This window comes from Bradyrhizobium sp. JHI2711, from assembly GCF_056156565.1.
The window spans coordinates 834,668-859,105 of sequence record NZ_JBPZPT010000003.1 but is presented as its reverse complement, the minus strand read 5'-3'; the positions used below and the strand labels follow the sequence as shown (position 1 = coordinate 859,105).

Below are 24,438 nucleotides of genomic sequence, written 5' to 3'. Positions count from 1 at the left end.
CGTAAAAGTGCGAAGCGGTTTTCCGGAAAGATCATGCGCAAACAACAACCTAAAGCGTCATGACGATTCATCCAGATCTCATCGCGCTTTAGATGCACATCGAGGCTTGCGTAGGTCATGACGGGCAAGACGACAGAGCTCAAGCTCGACATCGAGCGCATCGGCACGGTCTCGGCGATCCTGACGCAGCCGACCCACGCGCGCGCCTGCTACGTCCTGGCGCACGGCGCCGGCGCAGACATGCGGCATTCCTTCATGGAGAAGGTTGCAGCCGGCCTTGCCGAACGCGGCATTGCGACGTTCCGCTTCAATTTTCCCTACATGGAAGCGAAGAAGGGACGTCCTGACCCGCCCGCAATCGCACACGCGAGCGTGCGCGCCGCGGTCGCGGAGGCGGGGCGGCTCTGCCCCCGGCTGAAGCTCGTTGCCGGTGGAAAATCATTCGGCGGCCGCATGACCTCGCAGGCGCAGTCGAAGTCGCCGCTCCCCGATGTCAAGGGGCTGGCCTTCCTCGGCTTTCCCCTCCATGCCGCCAAGAAGCCGTCGAGCGAGCGCGCCGAGCATCTCGCTGCAATCGCGATTCCCATGCTGTTCCTGCAAGGCACACGCGATGAGCTTGCCGATCTTGCCCATATCGAGCCCGTCATCGAGCGGCTCGGGCGTAAGGCGACGCTGCATGAGGTCGCAGGCGGCGACCATTCCTTTGCGGTGCTCAAGAAATCCGGCCGTAGCAATGACGAGGCGCTCAACGAGGTGCTGGACACGCTCGCGGCCTGGATCGATGCGCTCGCCTGAGGCTCACGCGGAATAAAGCCCCTTGTCGCGCGCCTTCTGGATCGCGAGCGCGGCGATCAGGTCGAGCGTCGGCGTGGACAGGCCGGCGGTGCGCGCGAAGGCCTGGGGCGCCTTCACCAGCACGTCGACTTCCATGGCGCGGCCGAGCTCGTAATCCTGCAGCAGCGACGGCTTGTGGTTGGGGGCGGGGCCGCTGCGGCTGGCACGCTTGACCTCGGGAATGAAGTATTGGGCGATCTCGTTGGCCTCGTTCAGCATGCGCGGAATTACCTCCGTGAAGGCGGGGTCGTCGCGCACGCCGCGCGCGGTCTGGCCTGTAAGCAGGCACAGCACCGACAGCGACATGTTGGTCAGCAGCTTTGACCAGATCGCCTCGCGGATCTCGGCGACCGGCGGCGATTCCAGCCGCGCATCGTTGAAGACGCCGCGCAGTTTCGTGATCCGCTCGCAATTGCGGTCGTCGCATTCGCCGATCAGGAGGCGGTTGCGGTCCGGCGTCAGGTTCTGCACCACGCCGGGCGCGATCACCTCGTTGGAGGAGAAGATCACGCCGCCGATGATCCGCTCCTTCGGGATGCAGGCGCGCAGGCGCCCGCCGGGATCGAGGAATGAAATGTCGGGCGGTGTCGGGTGCCGCGGCGGCAGGCCGATACCGTACCACCAGGGAATGCCGTTCTGCGCGAACACGATCGCAGTATCGTCCTGGAGCAGCGGCTTGATGCTGGAAACCAGTCCCTGAAGCGCCGTCGCCTTCAAGGTCGAGATCACGACGTCCTGCGGGCCGAGCTGGGCCGGGTCGCCTGACGCGTTCACCTTGGCGCCGACCTCGGAATCGCCGACGCGCAGCTTGAGCCCACCCGCGCGGGCCGCCTCCAGATGCGCGCCCCGCATCACGCAGCTGACCTCATGGCCGGCGCGCGCCAGCCGTACCGCAATGTGGCTGCCGACGGCGCCTGCGCCGAAAATGCAGATGCGCATATTGATATCCCGTATCCATCCCGTGGTGTCGCCCGCAGCCAGCATGACACAAGCCGCCATGCGATGGACGCGGCCGCCCTACGCCGGAAAGATATGGATCAGGGCAGGCGCGCTCAGCCATAGTGCGCGGCAAACAACCGGAGGACCGCCGATGACTGCCAGCCCCGTCCTGTGGAGCCTCGATGAACGCGGGGTTGCGACCGTCACGTTGAATCGGCCGGAAGTCAACAATGCCTATGACGGCGCGCTGATCTCAGGCGTGCTCGCGGCCATGGACGACCTCGGCAGCAAGCCCAATTTGCGCGTCGTCGTGCTCCGGGGCAACGGCAAGCACTTCCAGGCCGGCGCCGATCTCAAATGGATCAACAGCGTGCGGCCGCAATCGCGCGAGGCGAACGAGGCAGCCTCGCGGGCGACGTTCGAGGCCGTGCAGCGGCTCAACACTTTGCCGCTTCCGACCGTCGCGCTGGTGCAGGGCGGCTGCTTCGGGGGCGGCACCGGCGTCATCGCGGCCTGCGATGTCGTGATTGCAGCGGACAACGCCCTGTTCTCGATCACCGAGGTGCGCTGGGGCCTGACCGCGGCGATCATCATCCCGCAGCTCTGCGATGCCATTAGTGTACGGCAAGTCCGCCGTTACGCGCTGACCGGCGAGCGCTTCGGCGCCGAGGACGCCCGCCGCATCGGCCTCGTCCACGAGGTGGTGCCGCTCGCCGATCTCGAGGCCGCAGGCGCCAAGGTGGTCGAGCAGCTGCTCGCCAACGGACCGGAGGCGATGGCCGAGACCAAGCGGCTTGCGCTGGAGAGCTCGTTCGGCGGCATGGCCGTGAACGATGCCGCTTACACCCGGCTCGTGCGATTGCACTCGCTCAAGCGCCAGAGCGCCGAGGCGGCGGAGGGACTGGCCTCCTTCGCCGAGAAGCGGGCGGCGAACTGGGGTAGTGGCAGCTAGGGCGCCGACGATCCTGATTTCAGTGAATGGCGGGCTTTCATCAGCGCAAAACCCAGCAGGTTGAGGCCCGGCCAGTTATGCGGGTCACTGGCTCGCTTGTCGTCTGCGGCAACACCGATCCCCCAGACGCTATCAACGGGGCTGGCTTCTACAAGCACAGCATCACGGGTCGCGAGCAGCCAGTCTCCGAGCTCCGGGTTCTGGCCAAACTTCGCCAAATTGCCGCGTACCGCGACGTCGAAGCGATGGACTATCCAGCGCTCCTCGTCGAAGCCCTTGACTCGCCGACCGAGCTTCTTCGCTTCCGAAGGACCGGGCGCAGAAAGGATGGCGGCGAGCGTGTCCTGATCCCCAAATAGTTCAGCCTTCTGGGCCATCATATAGTGCTCGGCTGTACTATAGGTTTGGCCATCAATGACGAAGGTCGCCGGCCACCACTGGCTGAGCACGTGCTTGCCGATCCTGTGATCCTTCGGAGTGTGTCCCCAGAAGAAGACGAACTCGGGAGCCCATCCAGAACTGATTGCGTTCCTTAGAGCATCAACTCCATCGATCTGCATCCCTATGCTTCCTCTTGTCCGTCCTTGGATCCTGCCATCGTGGTCAGCAGCCGCGGCAGATGTTGTTGATGCTGCGATAGACCGCGTCGTCATCCTGTCGCAATTGGCGCAGCGTTTCGAGCGTCGTGCTCTCAGCCGCCGGCGCGGCCGGCTTGCGCTTGGCCGCAAGTTCTTCCTCCTGGCGTTTGTAGCAGGCTTCGCGATCGGGCTTGGCGGGGATGAAACGGCAATTTTGCTCCACGGCCGAGGCTGGAACGGCCGAGAGCGCGAGGGCGATAGAAGCGGCGAAGCAGGACCTGATGATGATCGAATTCATGGCCGTCCTTGTCTCAGGTTCACCGGTGGCGAGCAACCGCGATCTTGCGGGCATGAGGACCGCCGGCTAAGCCGTGATCCAGTTCGAACCAGATTCCGGAAGGAACGCGCCATGCGGGCCACGACGATCGACGAACCGGCGCGCAAAGTGCCGCTCTATGGCGAATATGAAGTCGTCGTGCTCGGCGGCGGGCCGGCCGGCATCGTGTCGGCGGCCGCAGCGGCGCGCGCGGGCCGGAAGACGCTGCTGATCGAGCGCTACGGCTTTCTCGGCGGCATGGGCACCGCGGCCGGCGTCACCAATTTCTGCGGCCTGCACGGCAATGTCCATGGCGAGCACCGGCGGCTGGTGCAGGGGCTGGCCTCGGAGCTGCTGGCGCGGATCGATCGCTTGAACGGCCTCAACGCGCCGCATCTGATCCTCGGCAAGGTTTTTGCCCAGGCCTATGACACCGCCGCCTACAAGATCGCGGCCGACCAGCTGCTCGCCAGCCATAAGGTGAATATGCTCTTCCACGCCCTCGGCGCCAGCGTCGTGATGGCCGATGAGCGCCGCATCGACGCGATGCTGATCGAGACCAAGGCCGGCCGGCAGGCGGTGCGCGCGGAGATCTTCATCGACTGCTCCGGCGACGGCGATCTCGCCGTGTGGGCCGGCGCGCCGTTCGAGATCGGCGACGAGCATGGCCATCCGCTCTACCCCTCGATGATGCTCCGTCTCAACGGCATCGATCCCGCAAAGGCCGGCGAGGCCTGGCGCACCATTCCGCAATTGATGGAAAAGGCCGTAGCGGCCGGCACGCACAGGTTTCCGCGCAGAAGCGCGATCGTGCGGCCACAGAAATCCGGCATCGAATGGCGGGTGAACTTTACGCAGGTGGCGCGCGAGGACGGTCATGCCATCAACGGCATCGAGCCCGACGATCTCACCCGCGGCGAGATCGAAGGCCGCAAGCAGGCGCTCGCCGCGTACGAATTCCTGCGCAGCACGGTGCCCGGATTTGAGAAGTCCTACATCGTCGACCTGCCGCCACAGCTCGGCATCCGCGAGACCCGCCGCATCAAGGGTGGCTACCAGCTCAGCGGCGAGGACGTGCTCGGCTGCGCCTCGTTCGCGGATTCCATCGGCGTCAACGGCTGGCCGATCGAGGCCCATGTGCCCGGCGACGTCGTCTTCACCTTCCCGCCGATCCCGGAATCGCGCGGCTATAATGAGCTGCCTTACCGGATGCTGGTCCCTGAGGGCGTCGACAATCTCCTGGTCGCCGGCCGCTGCGCCTCGATGACCCACGAGGGCCAGTCGGCCGCCCGGGTCTCCGGTGCCTGCTTCGCGATGGGTGAGGCCGCCGGTTCCGCCGCCGCTCTGGCGCTGTCCGGAAACCGGATTCCACGCGAAATCCCCATTGAAAAGTTGCAGGAAACGTTGAAACAACAGGGCGCCTTCATCGGACGGGACCAGGCGGTGCCCGAAGGCCTGTAAACGCACTGCAAGACAAAGCGGAGGAAACGGGATGATCGGGATTGCGCGGCTCGCGGTAGGGGGCCTGATGGCGATCATGGCTATGGGCACGGCACGGGCCGAGGATCCGCTGAAAGCCAGGATCGGCGTGCTCCGCCTGTCTTCGTCGGCGCCGGTCTTCATCGCGCAGGACAAGGGTTATTTCCGTGAGGCCGGCTTGGAGGTCGAGCTGAAGTTCTTCGACGCGGCGCAGCCGATTGCGGTCGCCACCACCTCGGGCGACGTCGATTTCGGCGTCACCGCCTTCACCGCCGGGCTCTACAATCTCGGAGGCAAGGGCACGCTGAAGGTGATCGGCGGCATGAGCCGCGAGAAGCCGGGCTATCCCCTGATCGGCTATTTCGCCAGCAACAATGCCTATGCGAGCGGCCTGAAGACGCCGAAGGACCTTGCGGGCAAGCGTGTGGCGATGACGCAGGTCGGATCGAGCTTCCATTATTCGCTCGGCCTGCTCGCCGACAAATACGGCTTCAAGCTCGCGGACGTGAAGATCGTGCCGCTGCAATCGCTGTCGAATGCCGCCGCCGCGCTCAAGGGCGAGACCGTGGATGCCGCCTTGCTGCCGATCTCGACCGCGCGAAAGCTGATGGACGAGGGCGGCGCGAAATTCCTAGGCTGGGTCGGTGACGAGACGCCGTGGCAGCTGGGCGCGGTATTCGCCGCGCCGAAGACGTTGGCCAACAAGGCGCTGGTGACGAAATTCCTCGGCGTGCTCGCGAAAGCCGACCGCGAATATCACGACGTCATCCTTGCCGCGATGAAGGACGGTGTCGCCCCGATCAACGACAAGACCAGGCCGCTGCTGGAGATCATCGCAAAGTACACCAACCTGCCGGTCGAGCAGGTGGTCGGCAACTGCGCCTATATCGATCCCGACGGCAAGCTCGACGTGAAGAACGTCGACAACCAGATCAAATGGCTGCAGGAGCAGGGCTTCGTCGATAAGGGCTTTGATGCGGAAGCGATCATCGCGAAGGAATTCGTGAAGGTGGATTGATGCTGATTGTGCAAACTCCCGCGGCAGGCGATCTGCCACCCTCCCCTGGAGGGGGAGGGTCGATCGCACCGGCGATGCGCAGCATCGTCCGGAGCGAGCGGGGCGGGGTGAGCCACGGCGGTGGTCTATCTGTCGCTTGCTCCGACCATTCGCGGGAAGTTCGGGGGCAGGAATTGCCAGCATCCGCGCCGATAGACTGTCACCCCACCCCGGTTCGCATTTCGCTTCGCTCAATACGACATAGCCGAAGCTTGGCTTCGGCGTTCTCAGGGACGGCCGCCATAGGCGGCCTATGCCCTCCCCCTCCAGAGAAGGGTGAAGAGCGCGCACACCAGCCCGAGCAGAAACGGTGCGCCTCATGGACCTGATCGCCAGCCACATCTCCCATCGCTTCGGCGATCTCGCTGTGCTCGACGACGTCTCGTTCACCGTCGGGGCCGGCGAGGTGGTAGCGATCGTCGGGCCCTCCGGCTGCGGCAAAAGCACGCTGCTGTCGATCCTCGGCGGGTTGCTGCAGCCGACCTCCGGCGCGCCCGAGCTGCGCGGCGCGCCGCCGGCGGACAGTCTCAATCCGCTGACCTTCGTGTTCCAGGACTTCGCGCTGCTGCCCTGGGCGACGGTGGAGGAAAACGTCGAATTCCCGCTGCTGCACACCCAGCTCTCGGCCGCGCAGCGCCGCGCGCTGGTCGAGGATGCGCTGCGCCGCACCGGCCTCACCGATTTTCGCCAGACCTATCCAAAGCAGCTCTCCGGCGGCATGCGCCAGCGCGTCGGCATCTCGCGCGCGCTTGCGGTGAGGCCCGCGATCCTCTTGATGGACGAGCCGCTGTCGGCGCTGGATTCGCAGACTCGCGAGCTGCTGCTGGAGGATTTCATCCGCCTGCTTGCCGATGGCGGCATGGGCGCGGTCTACGTCACCCACAATCTCGAAGAGGCCGCGCGGCTCGCCGACCGCATCGTGGTGCTGTCGCGCCGTCCTGGCCGCACCCGCGAGGTCGTCACCGTGCCGATGGCGCGGGCGACGCGCGGCGAAGCGGCGGCGCGCGAAAAGCTGCTGGTGCTGCAGAACCAGATCTGGTCGCTGATCCGCAACGAGGCGATCGATGCCGAGCGCGAGGTCCAGCATGCTTGACCGCGCGGCAACGGACACGGCCAAGAACGAAGCTACGCGGCCCGTCCGCTTCCGCGGCGCCGGTTTCGTGCCTGCCTCGAGCCGGTACGGCGGCTGGATCGCGCTCGGCCTGCTTATCGCGATCTGGCAGGCCGCCGGCAGCGCCGGCCTCGTCAATGCGCTGTTTCTGCCGACTCCTTCCGCAATTGTTCGCGCGATCTATCAGCTCGCCGTTTCCGGCGCACTCTGGCAGCATGTTTCGGCCTCGCTGCTGCGGATCGGCGTCGGCTGGCTGTTGGGAACGGCGGCTGGCATCGCCGTCGGCTTCGCCATCGGCCTGTCGGGCCTTGCGCGCAGCGTCGGCATCACCTTCATCTCGGCGCTGTTTCCGATTCCGAAGATCGCGTTGCTGCCGCTGCTCATTCTCTGGCTCGGCATCGGCGAAGAGCCGAAGATCGCGACCATTGCGCTCGGGGTATTCTTCTCGACCGCGATCTCGGTCTATAGCGGCGTCGATGCCGTGCCGCGCAATCTGATCCGCATGGCGCAGAGCTTCAACGTTCCGTTCGCCACCATCGTGCGCAAGGTGATCTGGCCCGGCGCGCTGCCGGCGATCCTCGCGGGCTTCCGCATCACCGCCTCCGTCGCGCTGCTGCTGGTCGTCAGCGCCGAGATGATCGGCGCCCAATACGGCATCGGCGCCTTCGTGCTGCAGGCCGGCAACCTGATGCAGACCGATCAGTTGCTCGCCGGCGTCGTGATCCTGTCGGTGTTTGGGCTGGCGGTCGGGAAGATGATCGGCTGGCTGGAGATGCGGCTGTTGCACTGGCGGTAGCCGCACTCACCGGCGCTGTATGGTGGCAAAGCGACTTGTCCGCCGTAGCTCGAAGAGCGAAGGCGGAAGCGTGCCCACCATTCCTTCATGAGTCGCGAAGACGTGGGCACGGCGCAAGGGCGCCTTTGCCCACCCTACGAGACCGGCGACCGTCACGCGTTCCCGCGATCTTCCCTGAACAGATCCAGCTTCTGCTGCACCGGCCGGTCCGAGAAGCTGAACAGCACGGCATCCTCATCCGCCTCGTGCGTCACCCAATGCCAGCTCGGCACCACGAACAAATCGCGGGGACCCCATTCGAACATTGTATCGCCGATACGGCTGCGACCGCGTCCTTCGATCGGGCAGAACACCGTCGCATCGGTCGAACGATAGCGCGCGGTGTTGAAACCCTTCGGCAGCAGCTGGATGAAGGTGCCGATGGTCGGCATCGCGAAATCGCCGGTCTCGGGGTTGCTGAACTTCAGCTTGAGGCCGTGGCAGGCGTCCCATTCCTGGGTCGTCCTGGCCTTCTCCAGCGCCTCGCGGGTGTAGGCATAGGGATAGCTGAAGATGGGCGACGTCTTCGAGCTCCGCTTCACATCGACGGGCAAGAGGTTGTGGCCGTAGCGGGCAAAGCTGTCGCCCGCAGGCTTCGTGATCTTCTGCTGGTCTTGCTTCGCCCCTTCGGCAAAGGAGCAGTCGAAGAACTGCACCAGGGGAATGTCGAGGCCGTCGAGCCAGAACATCGGATGGTCGGTCTCGTTGGAATGATCGTGCCAGGTCATCGACGGCGTGATGATGAAGTCCCCGGGCTCCATCGCGGTGCGCTCGCCGTCCACCGCGGTGTGGGCGCCCTTGCCTTCGAGCACGAAGCGCAGCGCCGACTGGCTGTGGCGATGTGCCGGTGCGACGTCGCCGGGCACCACCATCTGCACGCCGGCATAGAGCGAGGTCGTGATCTTGGATTGCCCGCGCAGGCCCGGGTTCTCCAGCACCAGCACGCGCCGCTCGGCTTCCTTGGCGGTGATGAGCTTGCCGGCTTCAACCATGTAGTCGCGGATGACGTCGAACTTCCAGAGGTGAGGCCGGCACGCGCTTTTCGGCTCCGGCGTGATCAGGTCGCTCATCACCGTCCACAGCGCGGTGAGATTCTCGCCGTCGATCTTCCGGTAGAACGCCTCGCGTTCCGGCGTCTTGGTCACGGCTTCCATGGTTGCTGCTCCCGATCGTTTGTTGATTGACAGTATACTGAGGATCTAGGTAGCGTCAACGTGACGGATGACATACAAGGTTGTCATTCCGGGGCGAAGGGCCGCGCAACGCGTGGCCCGGCGAGCCCGGAATCCATAACCACGATCGGGAGTATGGATTCCGGGCTCGACGCTGGCGCGTCGCCCCGGAATGACAAAGCAGGGAGGTCTCAATGAAGCTGCACGGCTATTTCCGCTCCAGCGCCGCCTACCGCGTGCGGATCGCGCTGAACCTCAAGGGGCTCGGCGCCGAGCATCTGCCGCATCATTTGCGGAAGGGCGAGCAATGCGCCCCCAGCTATCTCGCCATCAACCCGCAGGGCCTGGTGCCGGCGCTGGAGGACGATGCGGGCGGAGTGCTGACGCAATCGGTCGCCATCATCGAATGGCTCGACGAGACCCATCCCAATCCGCCGCTGTTGCCGAAGGATCCGCTGCGCCGCGCCAAGGTGCGGGCGTTTGCGCTGGCGATCGCCTGCGACACCCATCCGGTGCAGAACCTGAAAGTGCTGGCGCGGCTGCGTGAGCTCGGCCTGCCCGAGGAGAAGGTCCAGGATTGGGCCGCCTGGGTCAACCGCGAGGGCCTGTCGGCCTGCGAGACGCTGATCAAGGACGAGAAGGGCCCATTCTGCTTCGGCAATGCGCCGACGCTGGCCGATCTCTGCCTCGTGCCGCAGCTCGGCAATGCGCGCCGCTTCGGCGTCGACGTCTCCGCCTATCCGCGCCTGCTCCAGGCCGAGGCCGCCGCCAAGGCACTGCCGGCATTTGCCGATGCCGCGCCGGAGAAGCAGCCCGATGCCGAGTAAGCCGCCCCCTCCGATCACGATCGACGCGGTCTATGCCGCGCCGGGCTATCTGTTCCGGCGCATGCAGCAGATCGCCGTCTCGATCTTCATGGAGGAGTGCAAGGCGTTCGACCTCACGCCGGTGCAATATGCCGCGCTGGTCGCAATCCACACCCATCCCGGCATCGACGCGACGCGGCTGTCGGCGGTGATCGCCTTCGACCGCTCGACGCTCGGCAGTGTGATCGAACGTCTCCAGGCCAAGGCCTATATCGAGCGCAAGCCGGCGCCGGAAGACAAGCGGATCAAGCTCCTGTACTTGACGAAGTCCGGCGCCGCGATCCTGCGCGAGATCATCCCCGCCGTCGAGCGCGCCCAGGCCCGGATGCTGGAGCCGCTCAAGCCCGCCGACCGCAAGGCGCTGATGGGCCTGCTGGCGCAGCTGGTCGATCTCAACAACGAAGCCTCCCGCGTGCCGCTGCGCGCGGAGGACGCGCTGGAGCATCTTGGGAAGGCTGGGTGAGGGGCTCCAGTTGTAGAGCGACACTGTCGCCCTCAATCTCGACTGTCATTCCCCGCGCAGGCGGGGAATCCAGTACCCCGCGGCGTCTCGATTCAACCGCTACCGTCTCGGAGTACTGGATCGCCCGGTCAAGCCGGGCGATGACAGCGCGCCTCACATCCGCAGCAACGCCTGCCGATCGATCTTCCCCGTCCCCGTCTTCGGCAACTCGTCGATGAAGATCACCTCGCGCGGATATTTGTAGGGCAGCAGCCTGGCCTTGACATAGTCCTGCAGCCTGCGCGTCGCCTCACTCTGGTCGACCGCTCGGCTGTTCATCACCACCACCGCCTTCAGCGTCATGCGACGGTCCGGCAGCTCGGCGGCGAACACCGCGCATTCGCGGATGTCGGGGTGATCGGCGAGGCACAGCTCGACCTCGAGCGGGTAGACCCACTGGCCGGAGATCTTGATGAGATCGTCGGCGCGGCCACGGAAGAAGTGGAAACCGTCGGCATCCCGCACGAAGCGATCACCGGTGTAGATCCAGCCGCCCTCGCGGATGGTCTCGGCGGATTTGTCCGGCCGGTTCCAGTACAGCGGCGTGTTGGAATCACCGCGGACCCACAGAATCCCTTCCTCGTTGTCGCCGACGTCGCGGCCGTCCTTGTCGCGCAGCGCGACCTCGTAGCCGGGAACGCGCAGGCCCGCAGCGCCGAGCTTCTTCTGCTCGGGCCGGTTGGAGAGATAGATGTGCAGCACCTCGGTCGAGCCGAGGCCTTCGACGATTTCGAGCCCCGTGAGCGTCTTCCAGCCGTTGAAGACCTCGGCCGAAAGCACCTCGGCGGCGGAGAGTGCCATGCGCAGCGACGAGAAGTCCGTCTTGTCCGCGCCCTCGGCCTTGGTTAGCGAGGTGTACAGCGTCGGAAGGCCGAAGAAGATTGTCGGCTTGTACTGCTCGATCGCCGCGAAGATCGCTGCCGGCTTCGGCTGGCCCGGCAGCAGCAATGTTGCGGCGCCGGCCGAGAACGGGAAGGTGACGGAATTGCCGAAGCCATAGGCGAAGAAAATCTTCGGCACCGAGAAGCAGATGTCGTCAGGCGTCAGCTTCAGTACGTTCCGCGCAAAGGCGGCATCCGTGTAGGCCATGTCGTGCTGCAGGTGCACGATGCCTTTGGGCCGTCCGGTCGAGCCGGAGGAGTACATCCAGAACGCCATTTCGTCGCGCCGCGTCGGCGCTTCCGCCAGCTCAGCAGAAAATTGCGCGAGCCAGCTCGCCGCCGCGAGCGCCCGCGGCGCCGCGTGCTCGCCGGCCGCGCCGTTGGCCACGATCAGCGTATGCAGCTTGGTCTCCCTGCAAGCCTCGGCATTGAAGCGCGCCGCGAATTCTGCATCCGCGACCGCGACGGTCGCGCCGGAATCGGTGAGGTAGAATTGCAAGACGTCCGGCGGCGTCAACGTGTTGATCAGCAGCGGCACGAAGCCGGCGCGCACGGCGCCGAAGAAGGCGGCGGGGTAGGCCGGCGTGTCGTCGAGGAACAGCAGCACGCGGTCGCCGCGCTTCAGGCCGAGCGACGCGAGGCCGTTGCCCCAGCGGCAAGCCTCGTCGCAAAGCTCGGCATAAGTCCGTGTGCCCGCGGGGCCGATCAACGCGCGCTTGTGGCCGCGGCCCTTGGCGAGATTCTCGAACAGGATGCGGCTGGCGTTGTAGATGTCAGGGACGGCAAAGCCGATCTCGCGTGCGCCCTCGCTGTCGGCGGGCACCTGATCGGAAATCGCGTTGCTCATGCCTCGCCTCCGCCATTGTCGCCGCCATTCCTGGCCGCTTCATAGCGGGCCATGAAGGCCGGCGACATCGCGCGTAGCCGGGAATCGTCGATGCGGCCGGAGCGGGTGATGTAGCTGTAGGCGAAGTCCATCACGGGAAGCTTCATGTGCTCGGCGAAATGCTCGTACCAGAACGCACTGGTGCGCGCCGCGTTGACGAGCTTCTGCACGATGGGCTTGCGCGCGGCCTGATAGCGATGCAGCGCGGTCGCAAGATGCGCGTCCGACTCCAGCGCCTTGACGAGGGCGATGGCGTCCTCGATCGCGAGCCGCGTGCCCGAGCCGATCGAGAAATGTGCCGAATGCAGGGCGTCGCCGAGCAGCACCATGTTCTTGAACGACCAGTGCTCGTTCCAGATCCAGGGAAAATTGCGCCAGACCGATTTGTTGGAGACGAGGCAATGGCCGCCGAGCGTGTCGGCGAACACCTCCTCGCAGACGCCCTTGGACTGCTCGACGTCCTTGTAGGCGAACCCATAGGCCTGCCAGGTGGCGTAATCGCATTCGACCAGGAAGGTGCTCATGGTCGGCGAATAGCGGTAGTGATGGGCGTTGAAGGCGCCGCGCTCGGTCTTCACGAAGGTCTGCGACAGCGTGTCGAAGCGCTTCGAGGTGCCGTACCAGACGAACTTGTTGGATGAGTAGGACAGCGAGGTGCCGAAATCGCCCTCATAGGCGCGGCGCACCAGCGAGTTCAGCCCGTCGGCGGCGACGATCAGATCGTGGCCGTTGAGCTGGTCGATCGCCTGGATCTGCGTGTCGAAGCGCGGGGTGACGCCGACATCGAGCGCGCGCTGCTGCAGGAATCTGAGCAGATCCAGTCGCCCGATCGATGAGAAGCCGACGCCGTCGATGGCGACGCTGTCGCCATGCAGGTGCAGCGTGATGTTCTCCCAGCTCTCCATGTGCGGGGCGATCGCATCGACCGTATCGGGGTCGTCAGCGCGCAGGAACTCCAGCGCCTGGTCGGAGAACACGACGCCAAAGCCCCAGGTCGCGTCGGCCGGGTTCTGTTCGAACAGGTCGACCTGATCCTCGGGGTGACGCTTCTTCCAGAGATAGGCGAAGTAGAGCCCACCGGGCCCCCCGCCAATCACGGCGATCCGCAACGTCTGCCTCCCTAATTGACAGTATACTTACTATCTAGGGGTAGACTAATGTGCTCCGGTGTCCGGCGCCAGCGGAATATTGCCAGCGCGCGGCACGCCAAAGCACGTGTCCGGACACGCGTTTTGCGGGTCCGAAACCGTCAGGTGCGAATCATAGCCAAACCGGGGCGGATTGGCCACCGGGGGGTCAGACGCAGCGCTTCACATAGACCCCGTTCACCAGAACCCGGGTGCAGCGGACCGCCGGCACCGGCTTGCGGACGACCACGGCCGCGTTCGGGCCGGCGCAGCCGGCGCGAACGACGCCGCGTGCGCACACCACCGCATTGGCGTCGGTGGCATCGAAGGTCATGGTGGCGAAAGCCAGAAGCGCAGAAGCAACGAGCAGCAATGAACGCATGTTGTCCTCCCGGGGCTTGTCGTGGTCGTAGCGGCCTTTCAAACAAGGATCGGTTAGTTTACGCCTCAGCACGCGAAAACCTTTGCGTCACGCACCGCAATTCATGCCGCGGACGAATTAAGCTCGCTCGGTCTCATCGCGCCGCGAAAGGCGCGAGCACCTCCTTGCAGGCCGGCGAGAGCGATGCCGCCCGGTTGGAAATGCATTGGATGATCCGGCCGCCGCCGGGCGCCACGCCGGCGCAGAGGGTGCGGATGTCGGCGCCGCAAGCCGACCGCACGATGAACAGCTCTTCGCGCGGCAGCAATGGCCGCAGCACGATGGCGGCCGGTGCCGCGGCAGGCGCCGCCTCTGCGGCCGGTGCAGCAGCGGAAGCAGGCGCGGCCGCTCCGCCACCGAAAGCCGCGTTCACCGCCTTGGCGCAACCGGCCGACACCTTCGCCTTGTTCTTCTCCAGGCATTCGAGCGCGGGCGCGCCGCCGGGCGGCACGCTGGCGCAGACCTTGGGATAATCGCCGCGGCAGGCGCTCTTGATCGCGGAAACCTGCGCGGGGCTCGGCTGCTTTGCTGCTGCTGCCTTCGGCGCCGCCGCCGCTCCCGGCTTGGAAGCTGGCGCGGCAGCCGGCGCCGCTTCCGTTTTGGCCGGTTCAGACTTGGCCGGTTCAGATTTGGCCGGTTCAGATTTGGCCGGTTCAGATTTGGCGGGCGCTGCTTCGGTCTTCGGCGCGGCGGCCGGTTCGACCGCGCGAACCGCAGCTTGGCAGCCCGACGACAGGCTCGACATGTTCTTGGCGAGGCATTGATACGCCTCCACTCCGCCAGGCGTCACGCTCGAGCAATGCGCCATGAAGTCCGAGCGGCATGCGGACCGGATCGCGCTTTTCTGGGCCTCGGTCTGCGCGAACGCTCCTGTTGCAGTTGCGAAGAGTGCTGTCGCCAGCAACGCTGTGCGCGTCGATGCATGCTTCAACGTTTTGAACATTTGAATGAATTTCCTGCCCGATCGGGAACGCCGACCATCCTGAAAAAATATGCAAGCGCAATCGTCGCGAGGGTCAGCTCGCGAGCGGCATCTTTGGCCGCTTCGGCCTCTACCGCAAGTCAATTGTGCCGGCGCAATTGGGGCGCGACTACGTCGTCAGTCTCACCATGCGCTTGCCGCGGTTCTCGCCTGCGAGCAATCCAATCAGCGCTTTCGGCGTGGTCTCAAGTCCATCGAGAATGTCCTCCTGCACCTTGAGCTTGCCGGATTTCACCCAAGCCTGGAGATCGGCGAGCGCGCGCTCGCTGTCCTTCATGTAGTCCATCACGATGAAGCCCTGCATGGTCAGCCGCTTCACCACGATCAGGCCGGGCACGCCGCGCGGGCCATGTGCGGCAGGCGCGCCGTCATATTGCGAGATCGCGCCGCAACAGGCGATGCGGCCGTAGTTGTTCATCTGCGGCAGGCAGGCTTCGAGGATGTCGCCGCCGACATTGTCGAAATAGACGTCGATGCCATCAGGCGCCGCTGCGCGCAGCGCCTTGAACACCGCGCCATCCTTGTAGTCCACGGCGGCATCGAAGCCGAGCTCGGAGGTCAGCCAGCTGCACTTGTCGGCGCCGCCGGCGATGCCGACGACGCGGCATCCCATGATCTTGGCGATCTGTCCGACGATCGAGCCGACCGAGCCTGCGGCTGCGGAGACAACGACCGTCTCGCCCTCCCTGGGCTTGCCGATCTCAAGCAGGCCGAAATAAGCGGTGAGGCCGGCGATGCCGAACACGCTGAGCAGGTGCGTCATCGGCTCGAGCTTCGGCATCTTGGTCAGATGCTTCGCCGGCACGGCGGCAAATTCCTGCCAGCCGGTGTCGCCGAATACGATGTCGCCGGGCGCAAGCCCCGCTGCCTTCGAGTTGACGACCTCGGCGATGGCGCCGCCGGCCATGACACTGTTGGCTTCGACGGCGGAACGATAGGTCGCGCCGTGCATCCAGGCGCGGTTGGCTGCGTCGAGCGAGATATAGCGCACACGCAGCAAGGCCTCGCCGTCCTTCGGCTCCGGCATCGCGCCCTCGACCATCCTGAAATGTTCGGGACCGAGCTTGCCGCTGGGCTTCTCCACCAGCAGGATCTGGCGATTGATGTTGCCGCTCATGGCGTTTCCCTCTTCATTTGCTTGACGATCATTGATGCAGCCGCCGCAAGGAAAGCGTGCAAGCCGCATGCGTCGTGCGCTGCATGAAGGCTAGATCGCCGCTTTCCATTTCACAACGGGAACATCCTGAAAACGCGGCCGCACGCAGAAGGGGTTGCAGCTTGCGCTTGGCGCTCAGAGCGTCACGCAAACACCCGGTCGAGCGCCGCGCCATACGCCGCCTGCACCAGCTCCGGATGCAGCTTGCCCAGCGCCTCCATCATCACGCCGGAATTGATCTCGAGCACCTTCCATTCGCCGTTCACGCGAACCACGTCGATCGAAGCAAAGACGATGCTGATGGCGCACGCGGCATCGATCGCGAGCTTTGCGCAGGCCGCGCGGACTTCGCCGTCCTCCAGCAACACCGGCTTTGCGCCGGCATCGAGATTGTGCCGCCAATCCGAGCCGCGCTGCTTGCTGTAGACGACGAGCGGCATGTCATCGAGCAGGACCACGCGGACCTCCTCCTCGATCGCGACAAAGGGCGAGATCACGAGCCCCGTACTCATCGAAAAGACCTCGCTGGCCGCCCGGTCGAGCTCCGCCTCCGTCGTCACCTTGAACACCGATCGCCCCGATGTCCCCTCGTTCGGCTTCACCACCACGCCCTGCGGGTTTTGGGCAAGCTGCGCCAGCATCCCCTTGCGCCAATCGGCGCCGGCGACATGCACGCCCAGCTTCGGGTTGAGGAACAGCCGATGCGGAACGCAGGGCACCTCCGCCAGCGTCAGCGCCTCGGCGGTGGCCGATTTGTCATTGGCGAGGCGATGGGCGATGGCGCTGTTGAGGCCGATGTCGTAGCCGAAGGCGAAACGGCGCCGTGGCCCCCGGCGCATTGCGATCAGCCAGCCGTCGGAGCGGACATCGACCGCGATGCCCCTCTCCGTGCAATACCGCCTGATCGCCTGAACGAAGATCCGCTCGCCGCTTGCCATGGTGTTTCGTCATTCCTGTCGCCAAAAGCCGCAAAAATGCGGGCATCGGCGCCAAACCGGCTGAAAATCAGAGCTATTCTTAATGAAATTCTTGCGAGCGCGCCGGAAATTAAGTGCTGCAATGAAGGCCGGGAGGGAAAAGATATTATCCTCCGCGCGCGCCAGGCAGCAGATTCCTTAATGATGTGACCAGTTCTGCCGCAAATGCCGGTTTGACCGGCATCAATTGCATCCGAAACGAGGTTGATTATTGGTCTCAATGGCGTAGATCACACACGCGAAATCCTCCGCCATGGCAAATGGTGCCGCCCCGATTTCAGGGCCGGGCAACGCTTTTGCCCTAAAACCGCAGTTATTCGGAATATCGAAAATCATGAGCGCGTTTTACCGAGAGAAGGTTCTTTCCGTCCACCACTGGACCGACACGCTGTTCAGCTTCCGCGCCACCCGCGATACCGGCTTCCGGTTCCAGAACGGCCAGTTCGCCATGATCGGCCTCGAGGTCGATGGCCGGCCGCTGCTGCGGGCCTACAGCATGGCGAGCGCCAACCACGAGGAAGAACTCGAGTTCTTCTCGATCAAGGTGCAGGACGGTCCGTTGACCTCGCGCCTGCAGAAGATCAAGGAAGGCGACACCATCCTGGTCGGCCGCAAGGCGACCGGCACGCTGATCACCGACAACCTGCTTCCCGGCAAGCGGCTGATGCTGCTCTCGACCGGCACCGGCCTTGCGCCCTTCGCCAGCCTGATCAAGGACCCCGAGGTCTACGACCAGTTCGAGTCCATCGTGCTGGTGCATGGCTGCCGTCAGGTCTCCGAGCTCGCCTATGGCGAGAAGCTGGTCGCGACCCTGCGCGAGGATGAGCTGTTCGGCGAGCTGCTCGCGGATAAGCTCGTCTATTATCCGACCGTGACCCGCGAGCCGTTCCGGAATCGCGGCCGCATCACCGACCTCATCAGCTCCGAGCAGATCTTCAACGACATCGGGCAGGGCCCGCTCGACATCGCAACCGACCGCATCATGATGTGCGGCAGCCCGGCGATGCTGGAAGAGCTGAAGCAGATGTTCGAGAGCCGCGACTTCGTCGAAGGAAGCGGCAACAAGCCCGGCCATTTCGTGATCGAGAAGGCCTTCGTCGAGCGCTGAGTTTTGCTGAGGAAGTGGCGCGATCGCGCGCCACACTCACTCGTCCTCCCGGACAAGCGCGCCCCAAGCGCGCGCCGATCCGGGACCCATAGCCACAGGACGTGGTTATGCGACGGCTCGGAGTGACAGCTTTCTTTCACCACGTAATCCCGTGGTTATGGATCCCGGGTCTGCGCTGACGCTTGCCCGGGACGACAACTGAGTTTCAGTGGCGGCTGTCGCCTCCTCCCTCTGCTGCACCGCAAAATCCGTCCATCCGGCTGATTGATTTGTCTCGGCCGAATTCGCTAGCCTGAAACAAGGGCGGCGTCATATCCGTATGACAGGCGCGGGCGTATCGTGACGCCTTCTGCTGGCGAGAGGATCGGAATCGTGGCCGACGACAACAAGACGCATGCATCCCCGAAACGCCTGCCGCTGGCGGAGGAGGGGATCATGGAAACCCTGCTGCTGCCCTTCTCGCCGCGCTTCATCGTGCTGACGATCTGCGCGGTGGTCACCGCGCTCCTGATCGGCATCGGCATCTCCGACGGCAAGATCTTCGACATCCTGCTGATTCCGATCCTGATCTTCGGCGCGCTGACCCTGCTCGGCGTCCGCGATCTTCTGCAGAAGAGCCACGCGGTGCTGCGCAACTACCCGATTTCGGCGCATATCCGCTTCCTGCTCGAAGAGATTCGCCCCGAGATGCGGCAATATTTCTTCGAGAGCGAGAAGGACGGCATGCCGTTCTCGCGCGACACCCGCGCGGTGGTCTATCAGCGCGCCAAGATGGAGCTCGACAAGCGTCCTTTCGGCACACAGGAGGACGTCTATCGCGAGGGCTATGAGTGGATGCATCACTCGGTCTCGCCGAAGGCGCATGCCACGGAGAAATTCCGTGTGGTGATCGGTGGGCCGGACTGCGCAAAGCCCTATTCGGCGTCGGTGTTCAACATCTCGGCGATGAGTTTTGGCGCGCTCAGCCCCAACGCCGTGCGCGCGCTGAATGCCGGCGCCAAAAAGGGTGGTTTCGCCCACGACACCGGCGAGGGCGGCGTCAGCCCCTATCACCGCGAGATGGGCGGCGACATCATCTGGGAGATCGGCTCGGGCTATTTCGGCTGCCGTCATCTCGACGGCAGCTTCGATCCCGAAGCGTTCGCGCGCGTCGCCGGCGACGACCAGATCAAGATGGTCGAGCTCAAGGTCAGCCAGGGTGCCAAGCCCGGCCATGGCGGCGTGCTGCCGGCGGCCAAGGTCTCCGAGGAGATCTCCAAGATCCGCGGCGTCGCCATGGGCGAGGACTGCATCTCGCCGGCCTCGCACCGCGCCTTCTCGACGCCCGTGGGCATGATGCAGTTCATCGCCGAGATGCGCCGCCTTTCGGGCGGCAAGCCGGCCGGCTTCAAGCTCTGCATCGGCCATCCCTGGGAGTTCCTGGCGATCTGCAAGGCGATGCTGCAGACCGGAATCTATCCTGATTTCATCGTCGTCGACGGCAATGAGGGCGGCACCGGTGCCGCGCCGCTTGAGTTCATGGATCATCTGGGGATGCCGATGCGCGAGGGCGTCAATTTCGTCCACAACGCGCTGGTCGGCATCAATGCGCGCGACCGCATCAAGATCGGCGCCTCCGGCAAGATCGCGACCGCCTTCGACATGGCGCGCGCCATGGCGATCGGCGCCGATTGGTGCAATTCGGCGCGCGGCTTCATGTTCTCGCTCGGCTGCATCCAGTCGTTGAGCTGCCACACCGACCGCTGCCCGACCGGCGTGGCGACGCAGGACCCGACGCGGGCGCGCGCGCTCTACGTGCCGCTCAAGATCGACCGCGTGCACAATTATCACCACGCCACGCTGCACTCGCTGACCGAGCTGATCGCCGCGGCCGGGCTCGAACATCCGCAGCAGCTGCGGCCGATCCATTTCAGCCAACGGACGTCGACGACCCAGGTGAAGTCGTTCGCGCAGCTCTATCCGGCGCTGCGTCCGGGCGAGCTGCTCGAAGGCACGGAAGACCCGCGGTTCCGCGACGCCTGGCAGATGGCGCGCGCCGAGACGTTCCAGCCGGCGTTGTAAGATGCGGGCTGCGGCTGCCGTAGGCCAGGGACCTCAAATTGCCGAGAGCGGAGGGTAGGGTTTAACGGCTGGTTCAACTTTGGGTGTAGATTCGCCCCATGGACGAGCGACGCGACAAGGCCCGACATCGCGTGCTGAAGGCCGGAACGATCGAGTTCGGCGGCGGCGCGATCGACTGCACCGTCCGCAATCTCTCCGATACCGGCGCCGCACTCGACGTCGCCAGCCCCGTCGGCATTCCCGATCATTTCACCCTGTTCGTCCAGCCCGACGGCACGCATCGGACCTGCACGGTGGTCTGGCGCAAGGAAAAGCGGATCGGGGTCAGGTTCGGGTGATGATGTTTCCCTCTCCCCTTGTGGGAGAGGGTGGCTCGCCGCGTAGCGGCGAGACGGGTGAGGGGTTCTATCCGCGAATCCAATTTTCGATTGAATGTGCGGAGACAACCCCTCATCCGGCGCTTCGCGCCACCTTCTCCCACAAGGGGAGAAGGAAAAGCGGGTGCGCCGTCACCTGCTACCCCGTCTCGACCTCAGTCAATCGGCTCGCCAAGATCTTGTCGATCCTCCGCCCGTCGAGGTCGACCACCTCGATGTGCCAGCCGCCGAAGTCGAAGGCATCGCCGACATTGGGCAGCATGTTGAATTGTTGCAGCACGAGGCCTGCGACCGTGTTGTAGCGATGCGGCGGCAGATCGATGCCGAGCAGTTCGCCGAACTCGTCGACCGGCATCCAGCCGGAGATCAGCAGCGAATCGTCGTCGCGCCTGATGAAGGCCGGCTCGGGCGGTCCCTCCTCGGAATGAAAGGCGCCGACGATCGAGTAGAGGATGTCGGCGGCGGTCACCATGCCTTCGAAGGCGCCGTATTCGTCGTAGACGAGCCCGACGTGAACCGGGGCCGCTTTCAGGATGGTCAGCACGTCGCGCGCATCTGCCGACACCGGGATGCCGGGCGCCTCGCGCACGAGCGCGCGCAGGTCCGGGCTGCGTTCGTTCATATAGGCGATCAGCAAATCCTTGGCCTGCAGCACGCCGATCGGCTTGTCGCGGTCGCCGTCGGAGACGGGAAAGCGCGAATGCGGGCTCTTGGCGATGATGTCCTGGATGGCGGCGGGATCGTCGTTCAGGTCGATCTCGTCGACCTCGGTGCGCGGCGTCATGACCGCGCCGACCGGCCGGTCGCCTAGCCGCATCACGCCGGCGATCATCTCCTTCTCGCCGGGCTCGAGCACGCCTGCGCTCTCGGCCTCGCTGACGAGGTGATGGATCTCGTCCTCCGAGACTTTCTCCTCGGCCTTGCCGCCGCGGCCGAGCAGCGTGAGGATCAGCTTGCCGGAGACGTCGAGCAGAAACACGAGCGGCAGCGATATTTTCGCGAGCGCGTGCATCGCCGGCGCGACCCGCACCGCGATGCTCTCGGGGTCGCGCAGCGCCACCTGCTTCGGCACCAGCTCGCCGACGATCAAGGTACCGTAGGTGATGAGCGTGACCACGATGCCGACGCCGACGATGTCGGCAATACCTGGGGACAGGCCGAGCTCGAGCAGCCATTGCGTCAGCCGCTGCCCGAGCGTCGCGCCCGAGAACGCGCCGGAGAGCACACCGACCAGCGTGATGCCGATCTGCACCGTCGAGAGGAACTTGCCGGGATCGGCCGCCAGCGTCAGCGCCCGCTCGGCGCCGCGCACGCCCTTGGCCGCGAGCAGCGACAGCCGCGCTGGGCGCGATGACACCACGGCCAGCTCCGACATGGAGAGCAGGCCGTTGATGACGATCAGGACGACGACGATGGCGAGTTCGAGCGAAAGCATTGACGTTCCGGAGGTAAGCAAGTGTGGCCGGGCTGCCGGCAAGCCACTGATATAGGTATTCAGTGCGGAAGTGCTGGCGATTCTGCTTATTCGTCGCCGAAAGGGAACCCGTGCGCGACGGCGTTCCCAAAGGCGTCCGCGACGACTTGACACCCCGCGGAACTACGGATCGTTGCTTAACGAGCCCTTAGTGGCCGCCCGCTAGCTTTTGCCCTTGCAAGAATAGACCCGGGGACCTGAGGATGCGGATCGGAAAGCTTTTCGCGCTGTCGATGCTGACGGTGACGGTGTTTGCAGTCATCCTCGGCGCCGAGGTGCTAATACCGCAGGCGCGCATCTTCACCGATCGCTCCGATGCGATCAAGACGGTGGAGGCATTTGGCGCGACGCTGCTGGCCAACCAGCACGTCGCCAGCCTTCGCGCTCCCTATATCGGACCGATCTTCCAGGAAGGCGCTGCAACGCAGGCGCAGCTCGAAGTTGCCGCGAAGGCCGCGAAAACGGCCGAGGAGGGCTTCGAGGCCGCGAGGCGCGCCGTCATGGTGCTGGACGGCGGCGGCGCCATCGCCGAGAATCTTGACCGTGCCGCGCGGCGGCTGAAGGAAGTCACCACGGCGGCCGATCGCGCGATGAGCGTTCCGCTGGCGGCGCGCGACGGCGCCGCGACCAAGGGATTCCTCCCCGGCGTTGCCGAGGTCATCGGCCACATCGAACCGGTCATGAACAAGCTCGAGGCGAAGGTCATCAACGCCGATTCCTCGCTTGCGGCGCTGTTGAACCTGGCGCGGACGGCGCAGGATCTGCGCGTTTCGGCCGGCAGCCGCGCGGCCACGCTGTCCCCGGCGCTCACTGCGCGCCGTCCGCTCACCGCGGCCGAACTGTCGCTGATGGATCGCATGCAGGGGCGCGTGGAGGTCGATCGCGAGCGCATCGAGGCCGGTCTCGAACAGCTCGAAAATCCCGTCCGCATCGCCACCGCACTGAAGGCGGCTACGGAATCCTATTTTGGAAAAGCCGCGGTTGCCGTGGACAAGGAGATTCCTGCAGCACGGACTGACGGTAAGTACGCCGGCACCGCCGACGAGCTGGCGAAGATCATCGTGCCGGCCATCCAGATGTTCTACGGCGTGCGCGACGCTGCGCTGGCGGAAGCCGCCGAGCGCGCCTCGGCCGCTCGCGACGGCGCGTTGGCGATGCTCGCGCTCGCCGGCGTCGCCGTGCTGGCCCTGCTCGGCACGCTCGGTGGCGTGACCATCATGCTGCGCAGGCGCGTGGTGACGCCGCTCGGCCGGATCGCCGACGTGATCGGAGCGCTCGCCGCCGGGCAGCACGAGGTCGAGATTCCCGCGACGGGCCGCAGCGACGAGATCGGCCAGGTCGCCGGCTCGCTCCAGCATTTCAAGGATTCGCTGCTCGCCAAGAAGTCCGCCGACGAGGCGGCCGCGATCGAGGCGGAAGCGAAGCTGAAGCGCAGCCAGCGCATGGATCAGATCGCGCGCGAGTTCGAAGCCATGATCGGCGACGTCATCAACACCGTCTCGTCGGCATCCTCGGAGCTGGAAGTCTCCGCGGGAACGCTGACGAGCACGGCCGAGCAATCGGAAAAGGTCACGGCGACTGTTGCGGCCGCATCCGAGCAGGCCTCCACCAACGTGCAGACCGTTGCCGCCGCGGCCGAGGAGATGGCCTCGTCGGTCGACGAGATCAGCCGTCAGGTTCAGGATTCCGCGCGCATCGCCGGCGAGGCCGTGCAGCAGGCCGGGCGGACCAACGAGCATGTCGGCGAGCTCGCCAGGGCTGCGGGGCGGATCGGCGACGTCGTCGAGCTCATCAGCCAGATCGCCGGCCAGACCAACCTTCTGGCGCTCAACGCCACCATCGAGGCGGCGCGCGCCGGCGAGGCCGGTCGCGGCTTCGCCGTCGTCGCGTCCGAGGTCAAGGCGCTGGCCGAGCAGACCGCCAAGGCCACCGGCGAGATCAGCCAGCAGATCTCGGGCATCCAGACGGCGACGGAGGACTCCGTCGGCGCCATCAAATCGATCGGCGATACCATCTCCCGCATGTCCGAGATCGCGTCCGCAATCGCCGCGGCGGTCGAGGAGCAGGGCGCAGCGACGCGGGAGATTTCCCGCAACGTGCAGCAGGCCGCGCGCGGCACCCAGCAGGTCTCCGCCAGCATCGTCGACGTGCAGCGCGGCGCGAGCCAAACCGGATCGGCCTCCTCCAACGTGCTCGCATCGGCAAGGTCGCTCTCGGGCGAAAGCAGCCGGCTCAAGACCGAGGTCGGAAAATTCCTCGATGCGATCCGCGCGGCATAACAAGGTCATTGTGCAAGAAGGTCGCTTCACCTAGACTTGCATCCCGGGGATGTCGCAGCCTCCCCGTG

Annotated in this window: 23 protein-coding genes; 12 read left to right on the top strand and 11 right to left on the bottom strand. The window is 65.3% G+C overall.

Annotated features, from left to right (window positions below; translation table 11 throughout):
• Positions 1-117 precede the first annotated feature (117 nt).
• Positions 118-795, top strand: a complete 678-nt coding sequence (locus ACTEK7_RS26340; protein ID WP_225137642.1) for an alpha/beta hydrolase family protein — start codon at positions 118-120, stop codon at positions 793-795.
• Between the two features lie 3 nt (positions 796-798).
• Here the strand turns inward: ACTEK7_RS26340 and ACTEK7_RS26335 are convergent, their stop codons facing one another.
• A complete protein-coding gene (locus ACTEK7_RS26335) occupies positions 799-1,773 on the bottom strand; it encodes a ketopantoate reductase family protein (RefSeq protein ID WP_225148510.1) in 975 nt (324 codons plus the stop codon).
• 151 nt (positions 1,774-1,924) lie between these two features.
• On the opposite strand from ACTEK7_RS26335, the gene ACTEK7_RS26330 reads away from it, so the two are divergent.
• Complete coding sequence (locus ACTEK7_RS26330; protein WP_225113681.1) at positions 1,925-2,725, top strand: enoyl-CoA hydratase-related protein; 801 nt, start codon at positions 1,925-1,927, stop codon at positions 2,723-2,725.
• On the opposite strand, the gene ACTEK7_RS26325 is transcribed toward ACTEK7_RS26330, so the two are convergent.
• Positions 2,722-3,285, bottom strand: coding sequence for an NADAR family protein (locus ACTEK7_RS26325; protein ID WP_036026370.1), 564 nt, complete (start codon positions 3,283-3,285; stop codon positions 2,722-2,724). The two genes, ACTEK7_RS26330 and ACTEK7_RS26325, sit on opposite strands and share 4 nt — an antisense overlap.
• A gap of 43 nt (positions 3,286-3,328) precedes the next feature.
• Positions 3,329-3,601, bottom strand: coding sequence for a hypothetical protein (locus ACTEK7_RS26320; RefSeq protein ID WP_225148511.1), 273 nt, complete (start codon positions 3,599-3,601; stop codon positions 3,329-3,331).
• Between the two features lie 111 nt (positions 3,602-3,712).
• Here ACTEK7_RS26320 and ACTEK7_RS26315 point away from each other — a divergent pair, with 111 nt between their 5' ends.
• From ACTEK7_RS26315 to ACTEK7_RS26300, 4 genes are all read left to right on the top strand, one after another.
• Positions 3,713-5,080, top strand: coding sequence for an FAD-dependent oxidoreductase (locus tag ACTEK7_RS26315; protein ID WP_225148512.1), 1,368 nt, complete (start codon positions 3,713-3,715; stop codon positions 5,078-5,080).
• A gap of 31 nt (positions 5,081-5,111) precedes the next feature.
• Positions 5,112-6,116: an ABC transporter substrate-binding protein gene (locus ACTEK7_RS26310; RefSeq protein ID WP_225148513.1), complete on the top strand. Its 1,005-nt coding sequence runs from the start codon at positions 5,112-5,114 to the stop codon at positions 6,114-6,116.
• A gap of 358 nt (positions 6,117-6,474) precedes the next feature.
• Positions 6,475-7,248 carry an ABC transporter ATP-binding protein gene (locus tag ACTEK7_RS26305; protein ID WP_057027464.1) on the top strand — a complete coding sequence of 258 codons (774 nt, stop codon included), beginning with the start codon at positions 6,475-6,477 and terminating at the stop codon, positions 7,246-7,248.
• Positions 7,241-8,062, top strand: coding sequence for an ABC transporter permease (locus tag ACTEK7_RS26300; protein WP_225148514.1), 822 nt, complete (start codon positions 7,241-7,243; stop codon positions 8,060-8,062). The genes ACTEK7_RS26305 and ACTEK7_RS26300 overlap by 8 nt, the downstream gene beginning before the upstream one ends.
• A 152-nt stretch (positions 8,063-8,214) precedes the next feature.
• Here ACTEK7_RS26300 and gtdA read toward each other — a convergent pair whose 3' ends face one another.
• Positions 8,215-9,255 carry a gentisate 1,2-dioxygenase gene (gtdA, locus tag ACTEK7_RS26295; protein ID WP_225148515.1) on the bottom strand — a complete coding sequence of 347 codons (1,041 nt, stop codon included), beginning with the start codon at positions 9,253-9,255 and terminating at the stop codon, positions 8,215-8,217.
• A 212-nt stretch (positions 9,256-9,467) separates the two neighbouring features.
• Here gtdA and maiA point away from each other — a divergent pair, with 212 nt between their 5' ends.
• Both maiA and ACTEK7_RS26285 read left to right on the top strand, forming a co-directional pair.
• Entirely contained in the window at positions 9,468-10,100 is a 633-nt protein-coding gene (gene maiA / locus ACTEK7_RS26290) for a maleylacetoacetate isomerase (protein ID WP_109145513.1), read from the top strand.
• Positions 10,090-10,602: a MarR family winged helix-turn-helix transcriptional regulator gene (locus ACTEK7_RS26285; RefSeq protein WP_225113689.1), complete on the top strand. Its 513-nt coding sequence runs from the start codon at positions 10,090-10,092 to the stop codon at positions 10,600-10,602. Before maiA ends, ACTEK7_RS26285 begins: the two co-directional genes overlap by 11 nt.
• Positions 10,603-10,755: 153 nt before the next feature.
• Here ACTEK7_RS26285 and ACTEK7_RS26280 read toward each other — a convergent pair whose 3' ends face one another.
• The 6 genes from ACTEK7_RS26280 to ACTEK7_RS26255 all read right to left on the bottom strand — a co-directional run bounded on the left by ACTEK7_RS26280 (position 10,756) and on the right by ACTEK7_RS26255 (position 17,032).
• Positions 10,756-12,369 (bottom strand): benzoate-CoA ligase family protein, encoded by a 1,614-nt coding sequence (locus tag ACTEK7_RS26280; RefSeq protein ID WP_225148516.1) that lies wholly within the window; start codon positions 12,367-12,369, stop codon positions 10,756-10,758.
• Positions 12,366-13,517 carry an FAD-dependent monooxygenase gene (locus tag ACTEK7_RS26275; RefSeq protein WP_225148517.1) on the bottom strand — a complete coding sequence of 384 codons (1,152 nt, stop codon included), beginning with the start codon at positions 13,515-13,517 and terminating at the stop codon, positions 12,366-12,368. Before ACTEK7_RS26275 ends, ACTEK7_RS26280 begins: the two co-directional genes overlap by 4 nt.
• Positions 13,518-13,704: 187 nt before the next feature.
• Complete coding sequence (locus ACTEK7_RS26270) at positions 13,705-13,917, bottom strand: hypothetical protein (protein WP_225148518.1); 213 nt, start codon at positions 13,915-13,917, stop codon at positions 13,705-13,707.
• 133 nt (positions 13,918-14,050) lie between these two features.
• Entirely contained in the window at positions 14,051-14,899 is an 849-nt protein-coding gene (locus ACTEK7_RS26265; RefSeq protein WP_225148519.1) for a cysteine rich repeat-containing protein, read from the bottom strand.
• 148 nt (positions 14,900-15,047) lie between these two features.
• The gene (locus ACTEK7_RS26260; RefSeq protein WP_225148520.1) at positions 15,048-16,055 is read right to left on the bottom strand and encodes an NADP-dependent oxidoreductase; all 1,008 of its coding nucleotides are present in this window, start codon (positions 16,053-16,055) and stop codon (positions 15,048-15,050) included.
• 182 nt (positions 16,056-16,237) lie between these two features.
• Complete coding sequence (locus tag ACTEK7_RS26255; RefSeq protein WP_225148521.1) at positions 16,238-17,032, bottom strand: ATP-grasp domain-containing protein; 795 nt, start codon at positions 17,030-17,032, stop codon at positions 16,238-16,240.
• A 373-nt stretch (positions 17,033-17,405) separates the two neighbouring features.
• On the opposite strand from ACTEK7_RS26255, the gene ACTEK7_RS26250 reads away from it, so the two are divergent.
• From ACTEK7_RS26250 to ACTEK7_RS26240, 3 genes are all read left to right on the top strand, one after another.
• Entirely contained in the window at positions 17,406-18,179 is a 774-nt protein-coding gene (locus ACTEK7_RS26250) for a ferredoxin--NADP reductase (RefSeq protein ID WP_036014229.1), read from the top strand.
• A 372-nt stretch (positions 18,180-18,551) separates the two neighbouring features.
• The gene (locus ACTEK7_RS26245; RefSeq protein WP_370129210.1) at positions 18,552-20,240 is read left to right on the top strand and encodes an FMN-binding glutamate synthase family protein; all 1,689 of its coding nucleotides are present in this window, start codon (positions 18,552-18,554) and stop codon (positions 20,238-20,240) included.
• Between the two features lie 98 nt (positions 20,241-20,338).
• Entirely contained in the window at positions 20,339-20,578 is a 240-nt protein-coding gene (locus tag ACTEK7_RS26240; protein ID WP_036026401.1) for a PilZ domain-containing protein, read from the top strand.
• Between the two features lie 178 nt (positions 20,579-20,756).
• Here the strand turns inward: ACTEK7_RS26240 and ACTEK7_RS26235 are convergent, their stop codons facing one another.
• Complete coding sequence (locus ACTEK7_RS26235; protein ID WP_225148522.1) at positions 20,757-22,052, bottom strand: hemolysin family protein; 1,296 nt, start codon at positions 22,050-22,052, stop codon at positions 20,757-20,759.
• 242 nt (positions 22,053-22,294) lie between these two features.
• Between ACTEK7_RS26235 and ACTEK7_RS26230 the strand changes: the two genes are divergently transcribed.
• Positions 22,295-24,370, top strand: coding sequence for a methyl-accepting chemotaxis protein (locus ACTEK7_RS26230; RefSeq protein WP_225148523.1), 2,076 nt, complete (start codon positions 22,295-22,297; stop codon positions 24,368-24,370).
• Positions 24,371-24,438 lie beyond the last annotated feature (68 nt).

Excerpts from the sequence above, each read along its gene's own strand:
- ACTEK7_RS26340 (WP_225137642.1), top strand. The coding sequence starts at position 118 with ATGACGGGCAAGACGACAGAGCTCAAGCTCGACATCGAGCGCATCGGC.
- ACTEK7_RS26335 (WP_225148510.1), bottom strand. The coding sequence starts at position 1,773 with ATGCGCATCTGCATTTTCGGCGCAGGCGCCGTCGGCAGCCACATTGCG.
- ACTEK7_RS26330 (WP_225113681.1), top strand. The coding sequence starts at position 1,925 with ATGACTGCCAGCCCCGTCCTGTGGAGCCTCGATGAACGCGGGGTTGCG.
- ACTEK7_RS26325 (WP_036026370.1), bottom strand. The coding sequence starts at position 3,285 with ATGCAGATCGATGGAGTTGATGCTCTAAGGAACGCAATCAGTTCTGGA.
- ACTEK7_RS26320 (WP_225148511.1), bottom strand. The coding sequence starts at position 3,601 with ATGAATTCGATCATCATCAGGTCCTGCTTCGCCGCTTCTATCGCCCTC.
- ACTEK7_RS26315 (WP_225148512.1), top strand. The coding sequence starts at position 3,713 with ATGCGGGCCACGACGATCGACGAACCGGCGCGCAAAGTGCCGCTCTAT.
- ACTEK7_RS26310 (WP_225148513.1), top strand. The coding sequence starts at position 5,112 with ATGATCGGGATTGCGCGGCTCGCGGTAGGGGGCCTGATGGCGATCATG.
- ACTEK7_RS26305 (WP_057027464.1), top strand. The coding sequence starts at position 6,475 with ATGGACCTGATCGCCAGCCACATCTCCCATCGCTTCGGCGATCTCGCT.
- ACTEK7_RS26300 (WP_225148514.1), top strand. The coding sequence starts at position 7,241 with ATGCTTGACCGCGCGGCAACGGACACGGCCAAGAACGAAGCTACGCGG.
- gtdA (WP_225148515.1), bottom strand. The coding sequence starts at position 9,255 with ATGGAAGCCGTGACCAAGACGCCGGAACGCGAGGCGTTCTACCGGAAG.
- maiA (WP_109145513.1), top strand. The coding sequence starts at position 9,468 with ATGAAGCTGCACGGCTATTTCCGCTCCAGCGCCGCCTACCGCGTGCGG.
- ACTEK7_RS26285 (WP_225113689.1), top strand. The coding sequence starts at position 10,090 with ATGCCGAGTAAGCCGCCCCCTCCGATCACGATCGACGCGGTCTATGCC.
- ACTEK7_RS26280 (WP_225148516.1), bottom strand. The coding sequence starts at position 12,369 with ATGAGCAACGCGATTTCCGATCAGGTGCCCGCCGACAGCGAGGGCGCA.
- ACTEK7_RS26270 (WP_225148518.1), bottom strand. The coding sequence starts at position 13,917 with ATGCGTTCATTGCTGCTCGTTGCTTCTGCGCTTCTGGCTTTCGCCACC.
- ACTEK7_RS26265 (WP_225148519.1), bottom strand. The coding sequence starts at position 14,899 with ATGTTCAAAACGTTGAAGCATGCATCGACGCGCACAGCGTTGCTGGCG.
- ACTEK7_RS26260 (WP_225148520.1), bottom strand. The coding sequence starts at position 16,055 with ATGAGCGGCAACATCAATCGCCAGATCCTGCTGGTGGAGAAGCCCAGC.
- ACTEK7_RS26255 (WP_225148521.1), bottom strand. The coding sequence starts at position 17,032 with ATGGCAAGCGGCGAGCGGATCTTCGTTCAGGCGATCAGGCGGTATTGC.
- ACTEK7_RS26250 (WP_036014229.1), top strand. The coding sequence starts at position 17,406 with ATGAGCGCGTTTTACCGAGAGAAGGTTCTTTCCGTCCACCACTGGACC.
- ACTEK7_RS26240 (WP_036026401.1), top strand. The coding sequence starts at position 20,339 with ATGGACGAGCGACGCGACAAGGCCCGACATCGCGTGCTGAAGGCCGGA.
- ACTEK7_RS26235 (WP_225148522.1), bottom strand. The coding sequence starts at position 22,052 with ATGCTTTCGCTCGAACTCGCCATCGTCGTCGTCCTGATCGTCATCAAC.
- ACTEK7_RS26230 (WP_225148523.1), top strand. The coding sequence starts at position 22,295 with ATGCGGATCGGAAAGCTTTTCGCGCTGTCGATGCTGACGGTGACGGTG.